Annotated in this window: 20 protein-coding genes; 10 read left to right on the forward strand and 10 right to left on the reverse strand. The window is 73.3% G+C overall.

Annotated elements, in window-relative coordinates; all coding sequences use genetic code 11:
- Positions 1 to 11: 11 nt before the first annotated feature.
- Together OG738_RS00485 and OG738_RS00490 are read left to right on the forward strand one after the other, a co-directional pair.
- On the forward strand, positions 12 to 809 hold the full coding sequence (locus OG738_RS00485) for a methyltransferase (protein WP_329050277.1): 798 nt from the start codon (positions 12 to 14) through the stop codon (positions 807 to 809).
- Positions 806 to 1,042, forward strand: coding sequence for a hypothetical protein (locus OG738_RS00490; RefSeq protein WP_329050278.1), 237 nt, complete (start codon positions 806 to 808; stop codon positions 1,040 to 1,042). The genes OG738_RS00485 and OG738_RS00490 overlap by 4 nt, the downstream gene beginning before the upstream one ends.
- Here the strand turns inward: OG738_RS00490 and OG738_RS00495 are convergent.
- Both OG738_RS00495 and OG738_RS00500 read right to left on the reverse strand, forming a co-directional pair.
- Positions 967 to 4,206 carry a tetratricopeptide repeat protein gene (locus OG738_RS00495; RefSeq protein ID WP_329050280.1) on the reverse strand — a complete coding sequence of 1,080 codons (3,240 nt, stop codon included), beginning with the start codon at positions 4,204 to 4,206 and terminating at the stop codon, positions 967 to 969. The genes OG738_RS00490 and OG738_RS00495 overlap by 76 nt on opposite strands.
- 229 nt (positions 4,207 to 4,435) lie before the next feature.
- Positions 4,436 to 5,164: an alpha/beta fold hydrolase gene (locus OG738_RS00500; protein ID WP_329050282.1), complete on the reverse strand. Its 729-nt coding sequence runs from the start codon at positions 5,162 to 5,164 to the stop codon at positions 4,436 to 4,438.
- Between the two features lie 46 nt (positions 5,165 to 5,210).
- Between OG738_RS00500 and OG738_RS00505 the strand changes: the two genes are divergently transcribed.
- The 3 genes from OG738_RS00505 to OG738_RS00515 all read left to right on the forward strand — a co-directional run bounded on the left by OG738_RS00505 (position 5,211) and on the right by OG738_RS00515 (position 8,210).
- Positions 5,211 to 6,473: a cytochrome P450 gene (locus tag OG738_RS00505; protein ID WP_329050284.1), complete on the forward strand. Its 1,263-nt coding sequence runs from the start codon at positions 5,211 to 5,213 to the stop codon at positions 6,471 to 6,473.
- Positions 6,473 to 7,372, forward strand: a complete 900-nt coding sequence (locus OG738_RS00510) for a LysR family transcriptional regulator (protein WP_329050286.1) — start codon at positions 6,473 to 6,475, stop codon at positions 7,370 to 7,372. The genes OG738_RS00505 and OG738_RS00510 overlap by 1 nt, the downstream gene beginning before the upstream one ends.
- A 91-nt stretch (positions 7,373 to 7,463) precedes the next feature.
- Positions 7,464 to 8,210, forward strand: coding sequence for an SDR family NAD(P)-dependent oxidoreductase (locus tag OG738_RS00515; protein WP_329050288.1), 747 nt, complete (start codon positions 7,464 to 7,466; stop codon positions 8,208 to 8,210).
- Between the two features lie 17 nt (positions 8,211 to 8,227).
- Here OG738_RS00515 and OG738_RS00520 read toward each other — a convergent pair whose 3' ends face one another.
- On the reverse strand, positions 8,228 to 9,070 hold the full coding sequence (locus OG738_RS00520; protein WP_329050290.1) for a carbon-nitrogen hydrolase family protein: 843 nt from the start codon (positions 9,068 to 9,070) through the stop codon (positions 8,228 to 8,230).
- Positions 9,037 to 9,831: a DUF1295 domain-containing protein gene (locus OG738_RS00525; protein ID WP_329050291.1), complete on the reverse strand. Its 795-nt coding sequence runs from the start codon at positions 9,829 to 9,831 to the stop codon at positions 9,037 to 9,039. Before OG738_RS00525 ends, OG738_RS00520 begins: the two co-directional genes overlap by 34 nt.
- 30 nt (positions 9,832 to 9,861) lie before the next feature.
- On the opposite strand from OG738_RS00525, the gene OG738_RS00530 reads away from it, so the two are divergent.
- Together OG738_RS00530 and OG738_RS00535 are read left to right on the forward strand one after the other, a co-directional pair.
- The gene (locus OG738_RS00530) at positions 9,862 to 10,353 is read left to right on the forward strand and encodes an EXPERA domain-containing protein (protein WP_329050292.1); all 492 of its coding nucleotides are present in this window, start codon (positions 9,862 to 9,864) and stop codon (positions 10,351 to 10,353) included.
- An 11-nt stretch (positions 10,354 to 10,364) separates the two neighbouring features.
- A complete protein-coding gene (locus tag OG738_RS00535) occupies positions 10,365 to 11,576 on the forward strand; it encodes a threonine synthase (protein WP_329050293.1) in 1,212 nt (403 codons plus the stop codon).
- Here OG738_RS00535 and OG738_RS00540 read toward each other — a convergent pair.
- A complete protein-coding gene (locus OG738_RS00540) occupies positions 11,573 to 11,926 on the reverse strand; it encodes an arsenate reductase family protein (RefSeq protein ID WP_329050294.1) in 354 nt (117 codons plus the stop codon). The two genes, OG738_RS00535 and OG738_RS00540, sit on opposite strands and share 4 nt — an antisense overlap.
- Positions 11,927 to 11,979: 53 nt before the next feature.
- Here OG738_RS00540 and OG738_RS00545 point away from each other — a divergent pair, with 53 nt between their 5' ends.
- Both OG738_RS00545 and OG738_RS00550 read left to right on the forward strand, forming a co-directional pair.
- Positions 11,980 to 12,573, forward strand: coding sequence for a TetR/AcrR family transcriptional regulator (locus tag OG738_RS00545; RefSeq protein WP_329050295.1), 594 nt, complete (start codon positions 11,980 to 11,982; stop codon positions 12,571 to 12,573).
- Complete coding sequence (locus OG738_RS00550; protein ID WP_329050298.1) at positions 12,570 to 13,187, forward strand: enoyl-CoA hydratase/isomerase family protein; 618 nt, start codon at positions 12,570 to 12,572, stop codon at positions 13,185 to 13,187. The genes OG738_RS00545 and OG738_RS00550 overlap by 4 nt, the downstream gene beginning before the upstream one ends.
- A 99-nt stretch (positions 13,188 to 13,286) precedes the next feature.
- On the opposite strand, the gene OG738_RS00555 is transcribed toward OG738_RS00550, so the two are convergent.
- The 5 genes from OG738_RS00555 to OG738_RS00575 form a co-directional block, all read right to left on the reverse strand.
- A complete protein-coding gene (locus tag OG738_RS00555; RefSeq protein ID WP_329056496.1) occupies positions 13,287 to 14,552 on the reverse strand; it encodes an RNA polymerase sigma factor in 1,266 nt (421 codons plus the stop codon).
- A gap of 7 nt (positions 14,553 to 14,559) precedes the next feature.
- Positions 14,560 to 14,910, reverse strand: a complete 351-nt coding sequence (locus OG738_RS00560) for a YciI family protein (protein WP_329050300.1) — start codon at positions 14,908 to 14,910, stop codon at positions 14,560 to 14,562.
- Between the two features lie 119 nt (positions 14,911 to 15,029).
- A complete protein-coding gene (locus tag OG738_RS00565; RefSeq protein ID WP_329050302.1) occupies positions 15,030 to 15,917 on the reverse strand; it encodes a M48 family metalloprotease in 888 nt (295 codons plus the stop codon).
- An 84-nt stretch (positions 15,918 to 16,001) separates the two neighbouring features.
- On the reverse strand, positions 16,002 to 16,826 hold the full coding sequence (locus tag OG738_RS00570; RefSeq protein ID WP_329050304.1) for an NAD(P)H-binding protein: 825 nt from the start codon (positions 16,824 to 16,826) through the stop codon (positions 16,002 to 16,004).
- 52 nt (positions 16,827 to 16,878) lie between these two features.
- Positions 16,879 to 17,250, reverse strand: a complete 372-nt coding sequence (locus OG738_RS00575) for a YciI family protein (RefSeq protein ID WP_329050306.1) — start codon at positions 17,248 to 17,250, stop codon at positions 16,879 to 16,881.
- A gap of 166 nt (positions 17,251 to 17,416) precedes the next feature.
- Here OG738_RS00575 and OG738_RS00580 point away from each other — a divergent pair, with 166 nt between their 5' ends.
- Positions 17,417 to 18,499: a WD40/YVTN/BNR-like repeat-containing protein gene (locus tag OG738_RS00580; protein ID WP_329050307.1), complete on the forward strand. Its 1,083-nt coding sequence runs from the start codon at positions 17,417 to 17,419 to the stop codon at positions 18,497 to 18,499.
- The last annotated feature ends 2 nt before the right edge of the window (positions 18,500 to 18,501 follow it).

An 18,501-nucleotide genomic window follows, 5' to 3' on the forward strand; every position in this document is an offset into this window, starting at 1 on the left:
ACGCTGGTCTGGTGACCACCACATACGTGCACGGGTACACCGAACCCGAGGCCCGCCGCCTGGGCGATCAGGCCGACACGCTCGCCGCGCTGTTGCACGCCGGGACGGCCTACCCCGCCGGGAGCCGCGTGCTGGAGGTCGGCTGCGGCGTCGGCGCCCAGACCGGCCACCTCGTGGCCCGCAGCCCCGGCGCGCACCTGACCGCGGTCGACGTCTCCGCGGACTCCCTCGACCAAGCGAGACAGCGGGTCCCGGGCGTCGACTTCCGCCGGGCCGACCTCTTCGACCTCGACGGCGAATGGGACCACCTCTTCGTCTGCTTCGTGCTCGAACACCTGCCGGAGCCGGGGAAAGCGCTGGCGCACCTGATAACCCTGCTGCGGCCGGGCGGGACGATCACCGTGCTCGAAGGCGACCACGGCTCGGCGTTCTTCCACCCGCGCAGCGAGCACGCCCAGGCGGCGATCGACTGCCTGGTGCGCCTGCAGGCCGACGCGGGCGGTGACGGCCTCCTGGGACGACGGCTCTACCCGTTGCTCGCCGACGCCGGTTTCGGCGACGTCGAGGTCGAACCGCGGACGGTGTACGCCGACGCGTCGAAGCCCGCTCTGGTCACCGGTTTCACCCGCGACACGTTCATCGCGATGGTCGAGGGTGTCGGCGAAACGGCCGTGGCGAAGGGGCTCACGACGGAAGCCGGCTGGGCGCGCGGGATCGCCGCTCTTTACCGCACCACCAGGGAATACGGAACCTTCCATTACACGTTCTTCAAGGCAACAGCTCTGCGCACTCCGGGAGGAGCGTCATGATCATCGCCGTTCTCGCCGCCGCCGTCCTGCTCGCCTGGGCGCTCGACCACGCGTACCGCCGCCGCCCGTACCCGCACGACCGGCTGGCCGGCAGCTCCGACGTGCCCGACCGGGACGTCCAGCGCCTCGAAGGCGACCTCGTCGCCGACGAACGCCACTACCCGGCGGCACGGTCCAGGGCCGCCAAGAGGTCCCTGACGCGGATCGCGCCGGGCACGCACTCCCCGGCGTAACAAGCCAGCGCCCGTTCCCAGTGCTCGCGCGCGGCCACGGGGTCACCCAGTCCACAGTGGACTTCGCCGAGTCCGCAGTGGGCCTTGCCCTGCTCGGGACGGCAGCCCGTTTCCTTCGCCACGGCAAGGGCTTCACGGTGGTACGCGAGCGCGTCCGATGACGCGCCGCGGGCGGCCGCCAGCGCGCCGAGGCTGTTGAGCACCCGGGATTCCACGCCGCGGTCACCGCATTCGCGGGCCAGGCCCAGTGCCTCTTCGAGGTGCTGGGCCGCTTCCGCGTACTCGCCCTGCGCCAGCCGGACGTCGCCGAGGTGCTTCAGCGCGACGCCGCGGTTGGTCGGGCTTCCGGTCTCCTGCGCGATTTCCAGCGCCCGCTCGAGGTGCGCGGCGGCTTCGGGGTACCGGCCGCGCGCGTGCTCGACGTCGCCGAGGATGCCCAGCGCGTAGCCCTCGCTCACCCGCACGCCCATGGCGCGGAAGTGCACCAGCCCCTCTTCCAGCGCACGGACGGCTTCGTCGTGCCGGCCCAGCGCCGACAGCGAATCGCCCGTGTTGACCAGCGCATAGCCCTCGGTGGTGCGGTCGGCGGTCTCGCGGGCGAGCGCGTGCGCTTCTTCGAGGTAGCCGATCGCCTCGCCGTAGCGGCCGATGCCGCGGCTGGAGCAGCCGAGCACCACCAGCACCAGGCCTTCGCTGGTGCGGTCGCCGGTCTTGCGGGCCAGTGACAGGGCTTCCGTCGAGTACGTGATCGCCTCGGCGAACCGGCCGAGCGCCCGGCAGACCAGGCCGAGCGTGTTGACCGCGTGGATCTCGGTGCGCCGGTCGCCGGTCTCGCGGGCGAGGGCGAGCGCTTCCTCCAGGTACCGCCGCGCTTCCCGCGACCGGCCGACGCGCCAGTGGCCGACCGCGATCAGGATGAGCGGCTCGGCTTCGGCCACCCGGTCGCCGGCGTCGTGGGCCAGCGCCGACGCGTGCGTGTGCAGCACCAGCGCTTCCTCGTGGTAGCCGCCGACGTCGAGGTAGTGCCACAGGATCCCGGACAGCAGCCGCAGGTGGTCGGGCCACCCGTGCCGCGTCGCGTGCGCGGAGACGGCCAGGAGGTTGCGGCGCTCGGCCTCCAGCCACGCCGGCGCGTCGATCACCTTGACGTCGGGATCCGGCACCTGCGGGCGCAGGTGCCGTTCCTGCGGCAGGACGGCGTCCATGGCCTGCGCGGCCGACCGGACGTAGAAGTCGAACAGCCGCTCCTGCGCCGCGTGGCTCTCGGCGGGTGCCTCGGCCGCGAGCTCGGCGGCGTAGACGCGCAGCAGGTCGTGCTGCTGGAAGCGGTCCGCACCGGTCTCCTGCGCGAGGTGGGCGCGGACCAGCGTGGCCGTCAGCCGCTCCGCCTCCGGCAGCGGGACGCCGGCGAGCGCGGCGATCGCGGCGGCGGTCAGGTCGCGGCCGGGGTGCAGGCCGCAGAGCCGGAACACGCGCGCGGCGTCGGGCGCCAGGTGCCGGTAGGACCACGAGAAGACGGCGCGGACGGCGGTCAGCGGGTCGCCGCCGCCGTCGAGCAGGTCCAGCCGCCGTCGTTCGTCGGCCAGCTCTCGTGCGAGCGCCGCGAGCCGCTCCCCCGGCCGGCTCAGCGCCAGCTCCGCGACCAGCCGCAGCGCCAGCGGCAGCCGGGCCGAGTAGCCGATCAGCGCCTCGGTGGCGGCCGGTTCGCCGTCGACGCGCTCGCCGAGCAGCGCCCGCAGCAGGTCGAGCGCTTCGGCTTCGGTCAGCAGGTCGACGAGCACGCGGCGGGCGCCGTGCCGGGCGACCAGCCCCGGCAGTGCGTCCCGGCTGGTCACCAGGACCAGGCACGACGGCGAGCCGGGCAGCAGCGGGCGGACCTGCCCGACCGAGCCGGCGTTGTCCAGCAGCAGCACCATCCGCCGTCCGGTGAGCGCGGTGCGGAACTTCGCGGCGCGCTCCTCCTGCTCGGCGGGGATGTCCGCGCCGTCGACGCCGAGGGCGCGCAGGAACCCCGAGAGCGCGTCGCCCGGCTCGACCGGCCGGACCGTGCCGTAGCCGTGCAGGTCGAGGTACAGCTGGCCGTCCGGGAACTCGGCGAGGGACCGCTGGGCCCAGTGGACGGCGAGGGCGGTCTTGCCGACCCCGCCGGTGCCGGAGAGCACCGCGATGCGCGCGCCCGTGCCGTCGCCGTCCAGGAGGGCGTCCAGCTCGGCCAGCCGGCCGGTGCGGCCGCGGAAGCCGGCGACGTCCGCGGGCAGCTGGGCGGGCACGCGGGCCGGCGGTTCCGGCGCGGCGAAGTCCTGCCGCAGCACCTGACGCTGGGCCGCGCGCAGCTCGGGGCCGGGTTCGATGCCCAGGTCGCCGTCCAGCCGCCGCCGGATCTCCTCGAACACGGCCAGGGCGACGGCCTGGCGTCCGGACGCGGCGAGCACCTGCATCAGCCGGGCGTGCGCGGACTCGTTCAGCGGCTCCTCGGCGGTGAGCATGCGCAGCTGCACCGCCGCCTCCTCGGGGTCGGCGACTTCGGCGTACGCCATCACCGCCTTCGCGCGCTTCATCGCCAGGGCCAGCCGCGCGGGGTGCTGCCGGAGCGGTCCGAGGTCGGCGAGCGCCGGGCCGCGCCAGAGCTCGAGGGCCTCGCGGAGAGCGCCCTCGTTCACCAGCCCCTCGAACCGCAGCAGATCGAGGTCGTCCTCGCCGGCGGACAGCCGGTAGCCGCCCTTGTCGGTGGTGATCAGGCCGGCGGGCCGCAGCGCCCGCCGCAGCCGCGCGACGTAGGTGTGGAGCAGGTCCAGGCACGACGGCGGCGGCTCGTCCCAGAGGACGTCGACGAGGTCTTCGCGCCGGACCGTGCGGTTCGGCTGCAGGGCCAGCATCGCGAGCAGCACGCGCTGCTTCTCGGCGCCGATCTCGACCGGGGCATCCCCATGCCGCACGGTGAGCGGCCCCAGGACGCCGATCCGCACCGGCTCGGGTGGGGCTTCGGCAAGCGCTTCCCGCAACCGGCGTTCCGTCTCCGGCCGGGGCCTGCGGACGCTGCCGAGCTCGGCGTTGCGCACCGCGCGCAGGCTCAGCCCGGTGCGCTCGGCCAGCTGGGCCTGGGTGAGGCCGGCGAGCACGCGCCGGTCCCGCAGCCATCCGGCGAACGACAGGCCTTCGTCCACAGGCGTCCTCTCCGGAGCGGAACGTACCCCTCCAGGATTCCGATCGTGCCGCTTCACCTGTACCACCGAACGGCGAAGATAACCGTTTCCGCAGGTACCGACCGTGACGGCGGCGCGGGCGGCCGGTACAGGCGCACGTCCACCCCGGTTCCCTAGGCTTTCCGGGTCCGGTGGTGGCGAGGGGTTCGGAGCAGCCGTCGCATGGGGTACGACGGCTGCACCCGGGCCTTCAGACGCCGAAGCGCCGCAACAGGGCGCGTACGGCGGCTGGATCCTCGACGTGGGCGTTGTGCCCGAGGCCGGCGAGGGTGACCGCGTCCGGGTCCAGCGCGCGTAGCTGCTCCGGACGGCTCATCGGGTCGTTCTCGCCCGCCGCCAGCACGACCGGGCACCGCGCCGCGGCGAGCAGCGCCGGCAGGTCCGGCGCGCCGACGCCGAACGCGGCCGGGTCCATCGCGAGGCGCCAACCTCCCTCGGTCTCGCGAAGCCCGGCCGGGTCCGCGGGCGCGATGCCGAGCAGCCCGGACACCTTCAGGTAGGCCTGCTCGGCGTCCACCCTCGTCGCGAAGACGCGGGCCGGGCGGGCGGCCATCGTCGCCGCGCGGCCCAGGTCGTCCTGGGTCCACTCGACCTTCATCCCGAGCGCGAGCACGCCCGCGACCTCGACGTCGTACTCGCCGGACGCCAGCTCGAGCGCGAGCACCCCGCCGAGCGAATGGCCGGCGACGACGTACGGGCCCTTCCCGGGCAGCGCCCGGGCGACGGCCCGGGTGAGCGTCTGGAAGCTGTAGTGCGGCAGCGGCGAGGACGGGCCGTGGCCGGGCAGGTCGGGCACCAGGACCCGCCGGGCGAGCAGAGGGGCGAAGTGGGCCCAGACGGCGCCGGTCGCGCCGAGGCCGTGCAGCAGCAGGACGGCAGGCTCGCCCTGGCCGCCGGTGCGCATGTTCAGGGTGTCCATCCCCGCAGCGTCTCGTAGTGTCGGTGGGCGCGGCTAGGGTCGGTTCGTGGGGATCACCGATCCGGACACCTACGTGCGAGGTGTCCCGCACGACGAGCTGGCGCGGCTCCGGCAGGAGTCGCCGGTGGTGCGCGTCGACGACTTCTGGGCCGTGCTGCGGCACGCCGACGTGCGGCGCGTCCTGCGCGATCCCGGGCTGTTCTCCTCGCAGCTCGGCGGGACGCAGATCCGCGACCCGGGCACCGTCGCGGACCTCGCGTACGTGCGCCGGATGATGCTCAACATGGACCCGCCGGAGCACGGCCGGCTGCGCGGGCTGCTCACCCGGGCGTTCACGCCGCGGGCCGTCGCGAAGCTGACGTCGCAGATCGAGGCGCGGGCGCGGGAGCTGGTCGCGCGGGTCGCCGGCCGGGGCTCGTGCGACTTCGCGGCCGTGGCCGCCGACCTGCCGCTGCTGACGCTGGCGGCGGTGTTCGGCGTGCCGGAGCAGGACCGGCGGCTGATGTACGACTGGAGCAACCGCGTGATCGGCTACCAGGACGCCGACTACGCGGTCAGCTCGACGGTCGACGCCGCGTCGGTGAGCGACCTCGCACGAGCCGCGCTGGCCGTCCGCCCGTCGCCCGGCCCCGACGGCTCGATGCCGGACCCGCGGACCCGCGCCGGGATGCCGGACCTCTACGCGTACGCGAACGCGCTCGGCGAGTACAAGCGCGGGCACCCGGGCGACGACGTCATGAGCACCCTGATGCGGCACGTCGACGGCGACGGCGGCCGCGTCTCGCTCGCCGAGTTCGAGAACCTCTTCTGGCTGTTTTCCGTAGCGGGCAACGAAACGCTGCGCAACGGCCTGCCCGGCGGGATGCTGGCGCTGCTCTCGCACCCCGAGCAGTACCGGCGGCTGCTGGCCGACCGGTCGCTGCTGCCGTCCGCGGTCGAAGAGATGCTCCGCTGGTGGACGCCGGTCATGAACTTCCGGCGCACCGCGGTTTCGGACACCCGGCTGTCCGATGTGGACATCCGGGCCGGCGACAAGGTCGTGGTCTGGTTCTCGTCGGCCAACCGCGATCCGGCCGTGTTCGACGACCCGGCCACCTTCGACGTCGGCCGGACCCCGAACGACCACCTGACCTTCGGCCACGGGCCGCACTTCTGCCTCGGCGCGCAGCTCGCCCGCGTCCAGCTGCGGGCGATGTTCACGGCGGTGCTCGACCTGCTGGGCGAGGTGTCGCTCGACGGCGAGCCGGTGCGGCTGCGGTCGAACTTCCAGAACGGCCTCAAGTCCCTGCCGATCCGGTGGGCGCGCTGATGGAGATCCGCGAGCTGCGGGCGTTCGTCGCGGTCGTCGAGGCGGGCGCGATGTCGAAGGCGGCGCGGCAGCTGCACGTCAGCCAGCCGGCGCTGTCCCAGACGATCACCGCGCTCGAACGCCGCCTCGGCGTCCAGCTGCTGGTCCGCACGAGCACGGGTGTCCAGGTGACCGACGCCGGGACGACGCTGCTGGGCGAGGCCCGCGCGGTGCTGGCGCGCCACGACCGGGCCGTCGCCGCCATGACCCGGCACGCCACGACCGGCGTGCTGCGCGTCGGCGTCCCCCTGGAACTGCCGCCGGACCTGCTGCCGTCGGCGCTCGCGCGGCTGGCGCGGGCGTACCCGGACACGCGGGTGCAGGCGCGGCACCTGTCGTCGGTGGCGCAGGTGGCGGCGCTGCGGGCGGGCGAGCTGGACGTCGGGCTGGTGCGCGAGCGCCCGCCCGGGCCGGACCTGGACGCGGTGCTCGCGGTGGCGGAGAACGTCGGCGTCCTGCTGGCGGCGGACCTGGCGGAGAAGCTGGGCTCGCCGGTCCGGCTGGAGGACCTCGCGGGGCTGGAGTGGTTCGCCTTCGCCCGCGCGGGCAGCCCGGCCTGGTACGACGAGCTGGCGGCGACCCTGCGCAGCCACGGCCTCGACGTCGGGCCCGAGGTGCCCGAGGAGCAGCGGCTGATCGTCGAGCTGAAGATCCCCGCGGTCAGCTCGGGTGGGGCCTACGCCTTCGCGCCGCCCGAGTGGCCGTACCCGATGCCGGACACGGTCCGGTGGCGGCCGCTGGCCGGGAACCCGATCGTGCGGCGGACCTGGGCCGTGTGGCCGGCGACGTCGCACCGCCGGGACGTCGCGGAGTTCGTCGCCGCGCTCGAAGACCATCGGCTCGGCGAATCGGGGGCATAAGCAGCGCCGAACGCTCCTCCGGAAGTCCTTGCCGGCGCTCGTCCTTGGACTCTGCGACCGGGGAAGCACCCCGGCCGCGAGGAGATGAGTGATGACTGAAGGACTGTCCGGCACCACGGCGCTCGTGACCGGCGGAACCAGCGGGATCGGGCGGGCGACGGCGGTGGCGCTGGCCGGGCTCGGCGCCCACGTCGTGCTGTCCGGCCGGGACGCGACCCGTGGCGAGGAGGTCGTCTCGCGGATCCGGGCGTCGGGTGGGAAGGCCGACTTCGTCGCGGCCGACCTGACGGACGCGGCGTCGGCGCGTTCGGTGGCCGCGCGGGCGCGGGAAGCGGGCGGGCACGTCGACGTGCTGGTGAACAACGCCGGGATCTTCCCGACCGGGCCCACCGCGGACATCCCGGAGGCGGAGTTCGACCGCGTCTACGCGACGAACGTGAAGGTGCCCTTCTACCTCGTCGCCGAGCTGGGCCCGGAGATGGCCGCGCGCGGGCGCGGCGCGATCGTCAACGTGTCCACGATGGTGGCGACGCGGGGCATGGCGGGCATGGCGCTCTACGGCTCGTCGAAGGCGGCGATCGAGCTGCTGACGAAGGCGTGGGCGGCGGAGTTCGGGCCGTCCGGCGTCCGGGTCAACGCGGTCAGCCCGGGCCCGACCCGCACCGAAGGCACCGCGGTCTTCGGCGACGGCCTCGACGAGCTGGCGGCCGCGGGCCCGGCCGGCCGGGTGGCCGCCCCGGAGGAGATCGCGGCGGCGATCGCGTTCCTGGTGACGGCGGAGTCGAGCTTCGTCCAGGGCGCGATCCTCCCGGTGGACGGCGGCCGGCTGGCGGTGTGAGCCCTCGCGGGACGGCGTCACCGCAGGAAGGTGACGCCGTCCCGCGGTCGCTCGTCCACGGTCAGGGCGAACACGTCCGGCCGCGCGTAGTGCCCCGAGACGTCGAGGCTGTGCCGCGCGGCCACTACCTCCTCGAGGTCGATCGACGCCGTGACCAGGCCCTCCGAGTCGCGCAGCGGGCCCGCCAGGACGTCACCGAGCGGGCCGACGATCACGCTGCCGCCACGGAAGGGATCCGCACCGGACGACTCGTACGGGCACGCCGAAATCACGAAACACCGGCCCTCGTCGGCGATGTGGCGCATCGACGCCTGCCAGACGTCGCGGTCGTCCGCCGTCGGGGCGCACCAGATCTCGACGCCCTTCGCGTACATCGCCGCGCGCAGCAGCGGCATGTGGTTCTCCCAGCAGATCGCCGCGCCCGCCAGGCCCGCCGCCGTCGGGACCGCCGGGAGCGTCGAGCCGTCGCCGCGGCCCCAGACGAGCCGCTCGCGCGCGGTCGGCACCAGCTTGCGGTGCTTCGCGACCAGCCCGAGATCGGGGTCGAGGAACACCGCCGTGCTGTACAGCGTCGAGCCGTCGCGCTCGATGACGCCCACGACCAGCGTCGCGCCGGTCCGCGCCGCGAGACCGGCCAGCTCCGTCACCTCGGGGCCCGGCACCGTGGTCGACGCACGGAAGTACTCGGCGAACGGGCCACCGCGCGGGTATCCGCCGAGGACGGCTTCGGGGAGCACCACCAGGGCGGCGCCGCGGATCTCGTTCTCGAACTCCAGGATCCGCGCGAGCGGAACGCCCGTCGCGATCTGGAGGGCCGCGACGACCGTCACCCGCGGACGGGCTCGCGCTTCGGCGGCCACGGCACCACCGCGGACACGCGGCGCTGGTAGTCCGCGTACTCCGGGTAGCGCGACTTCGTGATGCTCTCGGTGAACCGCGTCGACCCGACGAACAGCAGCGTCAGCAGCACCGCGCCGACGACCGTCCACTGCAGACCGCCGGCGACGATGCCGAACACCGCGATCACCCACCACTGCGCCTGCTCGAAGAAGAAGTTCGGGTGCCGCGAGAAGCGGAACAGCCCCTCCTGCAGGAACCGCGTCGAGGCCCGGCCCGCGTGCTTCTCGCGGTGGAACGCCCACTGCTGCTGGTCGGCGACCGTCTCCCCGACCAGGAACGCGGCGAAGACCACCGCGACGACGACGTCCGCCACGCCGAACGAGCCCTGGTGGTCCGACGCGGTCAGCGCGGGCAGCGTGATCAGCAGCAGGATCGCGTTCTGGTACAGCGAGATGAAGAAGAAGTTGAACACCTGGAACTGCCACGGCGCCATCCGCTCGCGCAGCACCGCCCACCGGTAGTCCTCGCCGCCGCGGGCGTAACCGCCCTTCCGGGCGAAGTTGAACGTCAGCCGGATCCCCCAGAGGGTGACCAGCGCGAACATCACGTCGAGGCGCGCGTCGGCGAACCCGGCCGCGCCGGCGAAGATCGCCAGGTAGGCGACCGGAACGATCGACCAGATCCGGTCGACCCAGGAGTATTCCCTGGTCAGCACCGACAGCACCCAGGTTCCGAGCGTCACCCCGGCGAAGACGTACAGGCAGACCCGCAGCGCGTCCATGCGCTCACCTTAGGACCTAGGATCGCGCTCATGAACCTGCCGCTGCGGGACCGGAAGATCGATGTGTTCTTCGCGGTACTGTTCTCGGCCTTCACGGTCACGTCGTTGATCAGCGATCTGCTGCCGACGGTCGGCGTCGACTTCTCGAAGCCGTCGGACAATTTCTTCGTCAACTCGAACTACTGGTACGCCCACGACGCCGACCCGCTGTTCATGCACCCGCCGGACTGGATGCGGATCGTCACCGGGCTCTCGGCGTTCGGCTACATGCCGTTCTACGTCGTGCTCGTCTTCGCGCTGCTGACCGGCCGCAACTGGATCCAGCTGCCGTCGGTGATCTACGCGACGATGATCGTCACGCTGACCGGGATCGTCGTGTTCGGCGTCGAGTTCTTCGGCGACCCGGCCTTCCGCACCGGCAACCCGGCGAAGTTCCTCGCGTTCAACCTGCCCTACGTCCTGGTGCCGCTCCTGCTGCTGGTCCGGATGCGCAAGCCACTGCCGTTCACCCGCCGTTTCTGACCGGAGGCGCCGTGCCGTACTCGTTCCTCAGCCACCTCGAATGCTCCCGGACCGGCGAGCGCCTCGACGCCGACGCGGTCCAGGGCCTCTCGCCGTCGGGTGCGCCGCTGCTGGCGCGGTACGACCTCGACGGCGTCCGCGAAGCCGTGACGCCGAAGGAGATCGCCGGGCGCGAGCCGACGCTGTGGCGTTACCACGAGGTGCTGCCGGTCCGCTCGGCCGAGCGGGTCGTGAGCCTGGGCGAGGGCATGACGCCGTTGCTGCGCCTGCCGCGCTACGGCCGTGAGCTGGGACTTTCGCGGCTGTGGATGAAGGACGAAGGCCTGGTCCCGACCGGCACGTTCAAGGCGCGGGGCGCGGCGGTCGGCGTCTCGCGAGCGGCCGAGCTGGGCGTCGGCGGGATCGCGATGCCCACGAACGGCAACGCGGGCGCCGCCTGGGCGCTGTACGCGGCGCGCGCGGGTCTGTCGAGCCTGATCGCGATGCCGGACGACGCTCCGAAGATCACCATGCGGGAGTGCGTCGCCGCCGGGGCCGAGCTGTACCGGGTGGACGGTCTCATCGGCGACGCGGGGAAGCTCGTCGCGGCGGCGGTTCCGCGTCGTCCGGGTGTGCAGGACGTTTCGACGTTGAAGGAGCCTTACCGCATCGAGGGCAAGAAGACGATGGGGTACGAGATCGCCGAGCAGTTCGGGTGGCGGCTGCCCGACGTCATCCTCTACCCCACCGGCGGCGGGGTCGGGATCATCGGGATCTCCAAGGCCCTGCTGGAAATGCGCGCGCTCGGCTGGGTTTCCGGGCCGCTGCCGCGGCTGGTGGCGGTGCAGGCCACCGGGTGCGCGCCGATCGTTTCGGCCTTCGAGCGGGGTGACCGGGAGAGCGTGCCGTTCCCGGACGCGCGAACCGTCGCCTTCGGCATCACCGTGCCCAAGGCGCTGGGCGACTTCCTCGTGCTCGACGCCGTGTACGCCACCGGCGGCACCGCCGTCGCCGTCACCGACGAGGAACTGCTTGCGGCGCAACGGGAACTGACCACCTTCGAGGGAACGTTCGTCTGCCCGGAAGGTGGAGCGTGCTTCGCCGCGGTGCGGCACCTGCGCGAGTCGGGGTGGCTCGGCGGCGACGAAGACGTCGTCGTGCTCAACACCGGCGCCGGGATCAAGTACCCGGAGACCGTGCCCCTCGACGTCCCGCTGCTCCCGCGGGACGGCCGCATTCCTTAAAGGACCGAGCGTACGGTTTCGGAGTCGCGGGCGACGACCGTCGTGCCGTCGTCGGCCGTGATGATCGGGCGCTGGATCAGCTTCGGGTGCTTGCTGAGCGCCTCGATCCACTTCGGCCGGTCGGCGTCGGTGCGGCCCCACGTCTTGACGCCGAGTTCCTTCGCGACCGGCTCCGCGGTGCGCGTGATGTCCCACGGCTCGAGACCGAGCCGCTTCAGCACGGCTTCGAGTTCCGCCACGGTCGGCGGGTCCTCGAGGTAGCGGCGCACGGTGTACTGCGCGCCGGCTTCGTCCAGCAACGACACGGCGGACCGGCACTTCGAGCACGCCGGGTTGACCCAGATCTCCACGGGCGGCAGCTTACCGCCTGGTTTTGGAGCATGTGTTCTGTTACGGTCGTGGCATGCCCCGCCCCCGCGTCCACGACCTCGACGCGCTGCTCGACGTCGCCGAGCGGCTCGTCGCCTCTTCGGGCGAGGTCACGGTGCGTGGCCTGGCCGCGACCGCGGGCGTGCCGAACGGGACGATCTACCACGCGTTCGGTTCGCTCAGCGCACTGCTGGCCCAGGTCTGGCTACGCGCCGCGACGGCGTTCCTGGACTTGCAGACCTCGCTCGTGGACCAGGCTTCCTCGCCGGAGGAGGCCGTCGTCGCGGCGGCTGACACGCCCGCGGTGTTCGCCGGGCAGCGGCCCACCGCGGCGCGGATGCTGCTGAAGGTCAAGGCGGACAGCCTGTTCGGGCCCGAACTGCCCGGCGAGCTGGCGGATGCCCTGCACGCGCTGGACAAACGCCTGGTCGCGCTGCTCGTGCGGCTCGCGCGCGGGCTGTGGGACCGCGGCGACGGCCTGGCCGTCGAGGTGATCACCACCTGCGTCGTCGACCTGCCGACCGCGTTCTTCCGGCGGGACATCACCGATCCCCTGGTGCGGGACCGGCTCGCCGCCGCCGTGCGGGCCGTGCTGACCGTGCCCCCTCGAGAAAAGGACCGACCGTGACCGTTGTGCACCTGGGCGACGACGAGAACCGCTTCTCGCCGGACTGGCTCCAGCGCGTTCATTCCACTTTGGACGACGTGGAAGACGTGCTGGTGACCACCGGCGGCGGCAAGTTCTACTCGAACGGCCTGGACCTCGACTGGCTGACGGCGCACGGCGACCAGGCCACGCGGTACGTCGCCGACGTCCAGGAGCTGTTCGCGCGGGTGCTGACGCTGCCGGTCCCGACGGTCGCGGCGATCACCGGCCACGCGTTCGGCGCGGGCGCGATGCTGGCGATGGCGCACGACTTCCGGGTGATGCGAAGCGATCGCGGGTACTTCTGCTTCCCGGAAGCCGACATCGACATCCCGTTCACGCCGGGGATGGCGGCGCTGATCCAGGCGAAGCTGACCCCGTCGGCGGCGATCGCGTCGATGACGACCGGACGGCGCTTCGGCGGTCCGGAGGCGGCGGAGCTCGGGTTGGTGGACGAGATCGCGGCCGAGGGTGACGTCGTGAAGGTGGCTTCCGAGCGGGTGGCGGCGTTGGCGGGCAAGGACAAGGGCACGCTGGGCGCGATCAAGGCGACGATGTTCGCCCCGGCGGTGGCGGCTTTGCGCGCCTCCGCGTAGGCCTCCGGCCCCCGGTTTCCAGCTTACCGGGGGCCACCGACAGTTTCGGGTTACCGGCCGGAATGCCATGAAGGGCACCCTCATGGCACCTAAAAGCCCTCATGGCTTTGCGCAGGCGGCGAGGCGGCGGCGCAGGTGGGCGCGTTCGGGTTCCGTGCCGGCCAAGGCGAGGGCTTCCTCGTACGCGACCGCCGCTTCACCCGCGCGGCCCGCGCGGGTGAGGAGGTCGCCTCGGGCCGCCGGGTACGGGCTGTACTCGCGGAGCTTCGGCTCGTTCGCCAGTGAGTCCAGCAGCGCCAGGCCCGCCTCCGGGCCGTCGCGCATCGCCACGGCCACCGCTCGGTTCAGTTCGACCACCGGGGACGGCGTCAGCCCGCGCAGCACCTCGTACAGCCCCACGATCTGCGGCCAATCGGTGCGAGAGACGGCCGGCGCCTCGTCGTGCAGGGCCGCGATCGCCGCCTGGACGCCGTACCGCCCCGGTGGGCCGCCCGTCAGGGCGACGTCGACCAGCCCGGTCCCCTCCGCGATCATCGCGCGGTCCCAGCGGCCGCGGTCCTGGTCGTCGAGGAGCACCAGGTCGCCGTCCGGGCCCGTGCGGGTGTCGCGGCGCGCGTGGATCAGGAGCAGCAGCGCCAGCAGGCCCGCGACCTCCCGCTCGCCCGGCAGCAGCCGGCGCAGGATCCGGGCCAGCCGGATCGCCTCCTCCGCCAGGTCGAGCCGCTGCAGGTCCGGGCCCGAGCTCGCCGCGTACCCCTCCGTGAAGATCGAGTAGACGACCTGGAGCACGCCCGGCAGCCGGCCGGGCAGCTCGTCGGGATCCGGGACCCGGAACGGGATCCGGGCGGTGCGGATCCGGTTCTTCGCCCGCACGATCCGCTTGCCCATCGTCGCGCTGGGCACGAGGAACGCGCGCGCCACCTCCGGCGTCGTCAGCCCGGCGAGGCAGCGCAGGGTCAGCGCCGTCCGGTCCTCGGCGGGCAGCGCGGGGTGGGCGCAGGTGAAGAACAGCTGGAGCCGCTCGTCCGGCAGGCCGCCGTCCGGCGGCGGGGCGGGCGCCGCGCGGTCGGCCTCGACCTGCAGCACCGCGAGCCGGGCCGCGTAGGCCTGGTCGCGGCGCAGCCGGTCGACGGCCTTGCGCCGGGCCGTCGTCATCAGCCAGGCGCCCGGGTTCGGCGGCACGCCGTCGGCCGGCCAGCGCACCAGCGCGGCCTCGATCGCCTCCGACGTCACCTCCTCGGCCAGGTCGAGGTCGCCGAACCGGCGGACGAGCGCGGCGAGCAGCAGCCCGCGCTCCTCCCGGAACACCGCCTCCAGCGTCAGCCGGGGGCTCGGCCCCCCGAAAGCGCCGTCCGACGCCCCCACCACGCCGTCAGTCCCCGTACGAAGCGAGCGGCCGGACGACGATGTGCCCGCCGTCGCGGGCGCCCGGGCAGCGCGCCGCCCAGTCGAGCGCGACGTCGAAGTCCGGCACGTCGACGACGAAGTAGCCGCCGAGCACCTCGCGGGATTCGGCGAACGGCCCGTCGGTGACGATTCGCTCGCCGCGCTCGTCGACGCGGACCGCGGCGGCCGTGGTGAAGTCGGCGAGCGAGTTCCCGCCGACGTGGACGCCGGCGTCCTTCATGGCCTTGTCGAACAGCATCCAGTCCTCGGGCGTGCAGCAGCCGGTGGGCGCGCCGTCCGCGTCGAGCGAAGCGTTGATCAGCATCAGGTACTTCACGGGGATCCTCCTGTGGCTCGGTTGCCGTACGGGGGAACTACGCACGGCGGACCGTCCCTTGGACACTTCGCCGAAGATTTTCTCACCTTGCCGGAGCCGTTACGGGAGCCCGGACGTCCTCATCCCCGGAACCCGCGGTCCGTCAGCTTCTTGATGCGGTCGATGTGCGCCGGGTGCCCGGCCAGCAGCCGGGCCCACAGCCGCCGCTCGTCGCCGCCACCCAGCCGGATCCACTCGCGGAACAGCCGGATCAGCTCCGGTCCGTAGCCCAGCCGCGCCGCCATCAGGTCGGCCCGGTATTCGCCGAGCCGCTTCGACCAGGCGAGGACCGGGCCGAGCAGCGGCGTCAGCAGCAGCCACGGGTCGAGGAAGGCGAGCGCGGTGAGGATGCCCAAGCCGAGCAGCACGGTGACCAGCGCCTCGGCCGACCGGCCGAAGGAGCGGACCGCGCGACCGACGTGCGGCACGACCCAGGCGACCAGCCGGAGCAGGCGGGCGAGCACCCGGGCCGGCAGCTCGAGCCAGTGGACCAGCAGGGTGCCCCGCGTGTGCCCGGCCAGGTGGTGGCCCAGCTCGTGGGCGAGGATCGCTTCCAGGCCCGGGCGCGGGAGGTCGAGGGCGATCCGCGTCACCGCGACGGTCCGGCCCCCGGCGGCGAAGGCGTTCAGCTCGTTCGACGGCTCGACCCACAGCCGGTACCGGTCGCCGTCGACCCCGGCCGCGGCGCAGACGGCCGCCCAGCTCGGCGCGAGCCGGGTCAGCTCGCCCTGGCTGGGCGCGCGCATCTTGAGCAGCACGGACAGCACGAGGTGCTCGTAGCCGGGGACGAACGTGATCGCGCCGGCCACGGCCCAGCCGGCCGGGAGCACCCAGAAGTACTCCGGCCACACCAGCTTCCCGACCAGGCCCAGCACCAGCAGGCTGCTCGCGACCACCGGGACGGCGAGCACCGCCCCCAGCACCACGGACAGGTCCACCCGCACCCGGGCTCGCTCGTTGTCGCGCACGCTCCCCCTCCCGGCCGACGGCGAACCCACCTTGGCCCGCCGCCCGGCGGAGCACAACGGCCTGCCGGAACTGTCCGGGAGCGGTCAGGAAAACGCGTCCGCGTGCGCGGCCGCCCAGTCGGCGAACGTGCGGGCGGGGCGGCCGGTCACCTCGGCCACCGCCGGGTACACCGTGGCCTCATCCAGGGTGCCGCCGACGTAGAAGTCCCAGAACGCTTCGACGTACTCGCGCGGCATGCTCGCCTCCAGCTCCGCGCGCGTCTCCTCGTTCGAGAGGCCGACGAACTCGAGCTTCCGGCCGAGCACCTCGGCCAGCACCGCGACCTGGTCGGCCGGCCGCAGCGCCACCGGGCCGGTCAGGTCGTGGATCCGCCCCTCGTGGCCGCCCGCGAGGGCGAGCGCCGCCACCGCGGCGATGTCCGCCGGGTCGACGCACGCCGCCGCGACGTGCGGGAACTGCGCGCGGACCGTGTCGCCTTCGCGCAGCTGCGGCAGCCAGCGCAGCGCGTTCGCCATGAACGCGCGCGGACGCAGGAACGTCCAGTCCAGGCCCGACTCGCGCACCGCGCGCTCGGCCAGGGTCATGTACGCCGAAACGGCGTTGTCCAGGTTCTCCAGCGCCGCCGAGCCGCCGGACAGCAGCACGATCCGGCGGACCCCCGCGTCGCGCGCTTTCGCCAGCATGCCGGGCATGTCGTGGTAGCCGGGCAGCAGGAAGATCCCGTCGACGCCCGCGAGCGCGTCGTCGAGACTCGCCGGATCGTTGAGATCGCCCGTGACGGCTTCGGCGCCGTGCGGCAGCACGGCGCCGGGCCGGCGTACCAGCGCCCGGACCGGTTCACCCGCTTTCGCCAGTGCCGCAACCACTTCCGCGCCGACGTTGCCGGTGGCGCCGGTGACCAGGAACATCGCTCTACCCCCCAGAGTCGGTTCCCGGCCAGCCTAGCGCCACCGGTGGCCGTCAGTCCCGCGCCGGCAGGTCCTCGAACTCGACGACCTGGCGCACCTCGACCTCGATCTCGAGGTCGAACAGCTCGACGTAGCGCTTGGCGAACTCGACCGCCTCGGCCTGGTCGGCGGCGTTGATCAGCGCGAACCCCCCGATGACCTCCTTGGCCTCGGCGAAGGGCCCGTCGGTGACGCGGATCGCCGCGCCGCGCGGCTTGCGGACCAGCGCCCCCTTGTCCGACTTGTGCACCCCCTCGGCCGTGATCAGGATGCCCTTTTCCGCCGACTCCTGGATGAACCCGCCCATCTTCTCCATGAACTCCGGGCTGGGGTTCCACGCCTGCGGGTCGTTCTCGTCGATCCGGTGCACCATGAGGAAACGCATGGTCGTTCTCCCTGCTTCTCGTCGGCCGGGGCCCGGGTCGTCCCGGGCTCGGTGACCGGCCTTCACCCCCGCGTCGATCGGCCGCGCACGGCGTTCGACATTTCTCCCCGGTAGATTTTTCCGGCAGCGTACTGTGACACCGGTCACTTCGAGAGGAAGGTGCCGGATGACTGTCGTGCTCGCGATCGGGACGCGCAAAGGACTGTGGCTGGCGACCGGCCCGGACGACCGGGCGAGCTGGGAGGTGACCGGCCCGCACCACCCGATGACCGAGGTCTACGCGGTCGGCATCGACACGCGCCGGGCCGCGCCGCGGCTGCTGGCCGGGGTCACCAGCGAGCACTTCGGGCCGAGCGTGGCCACCAGCGACGACCTGGGCGCGACCTGGCACGAGCCCGACCACGCCCCGATCGCGTTCCCGCCCGACACCGCCGAGTCCCTCGTCCGGGCCTGGCAGCTGGTGCCCGGGCCGCCGAGCGAGCCGGACGTCGTCTACGCCGGCACCGAGCCCTCCGCGCTGTTCCGCTCGGACGACGGCGGCCGCACCTACGAGCTGGTCCGCGGCCTGTGGGACCACCCGCACCGCGAGCACTGGACGCCCGGGGGCGGCGGCAAGGCCATCCACACGGTGCTGCCGGACCCGGTCGAGCCGGGCCGCGTCACCGTGGCGATGTCGACCGGCGGCGTCTACCGGACCGAGGACGGCGGCGCGTCCTGGCGGGCGAGCAACACCGGCATCAAAGCGGTGCACGTGCCCGACCCGTACCCCGAGTACGGGCACTGCGTGCACAAGGTCGCGATGCACCCGAGCGCGCCGGACCGGTTCTTCGCGCAGGTGCACCACGGCGTCTACCGCAGCGACGACGGCGGGGCGAGCTGGCAGTCGATCGCCGACGGCCTGCCCAGCGATTTCGGCTTCCCGATGGTCGTCCACCCGCACCGGCCCGAGGTGATCTACACGTTCCCGCTGACCGCCGACGTCATGCGGTTCCCGCCCGAGGGCCGGTGCCGGGTGTACCGCAGCGAGGACGCCGGGAAGTCGTGGGAGGCCGTGGGCCCCGGCCTGCCGGACGGGTACTGGGCGGGCGTGATGCGCGACGCGATGTGCGCCGACGACGCCGATCCGGCCGGGATCTACTTCGGTTCCCGGACCGGCGACGTCTACGCCAGCCGGGACGACGGCGACAGCTGGCAGCTGGTCGTCTCGCACCTGCCGGACGTGCTGAGCGTCCGCGCCGCGACGGTGTGACC

Origin of the sequence: Amycolatopsis sp. NBC_01488 (genome assembly GCF_036227105.1) — a bacterium.
GTDB lineage: Bacteria > Actinomycetota > Actinomycetes > Mycobacteriales > Pseudonocardiaceae > Amycolatopsis.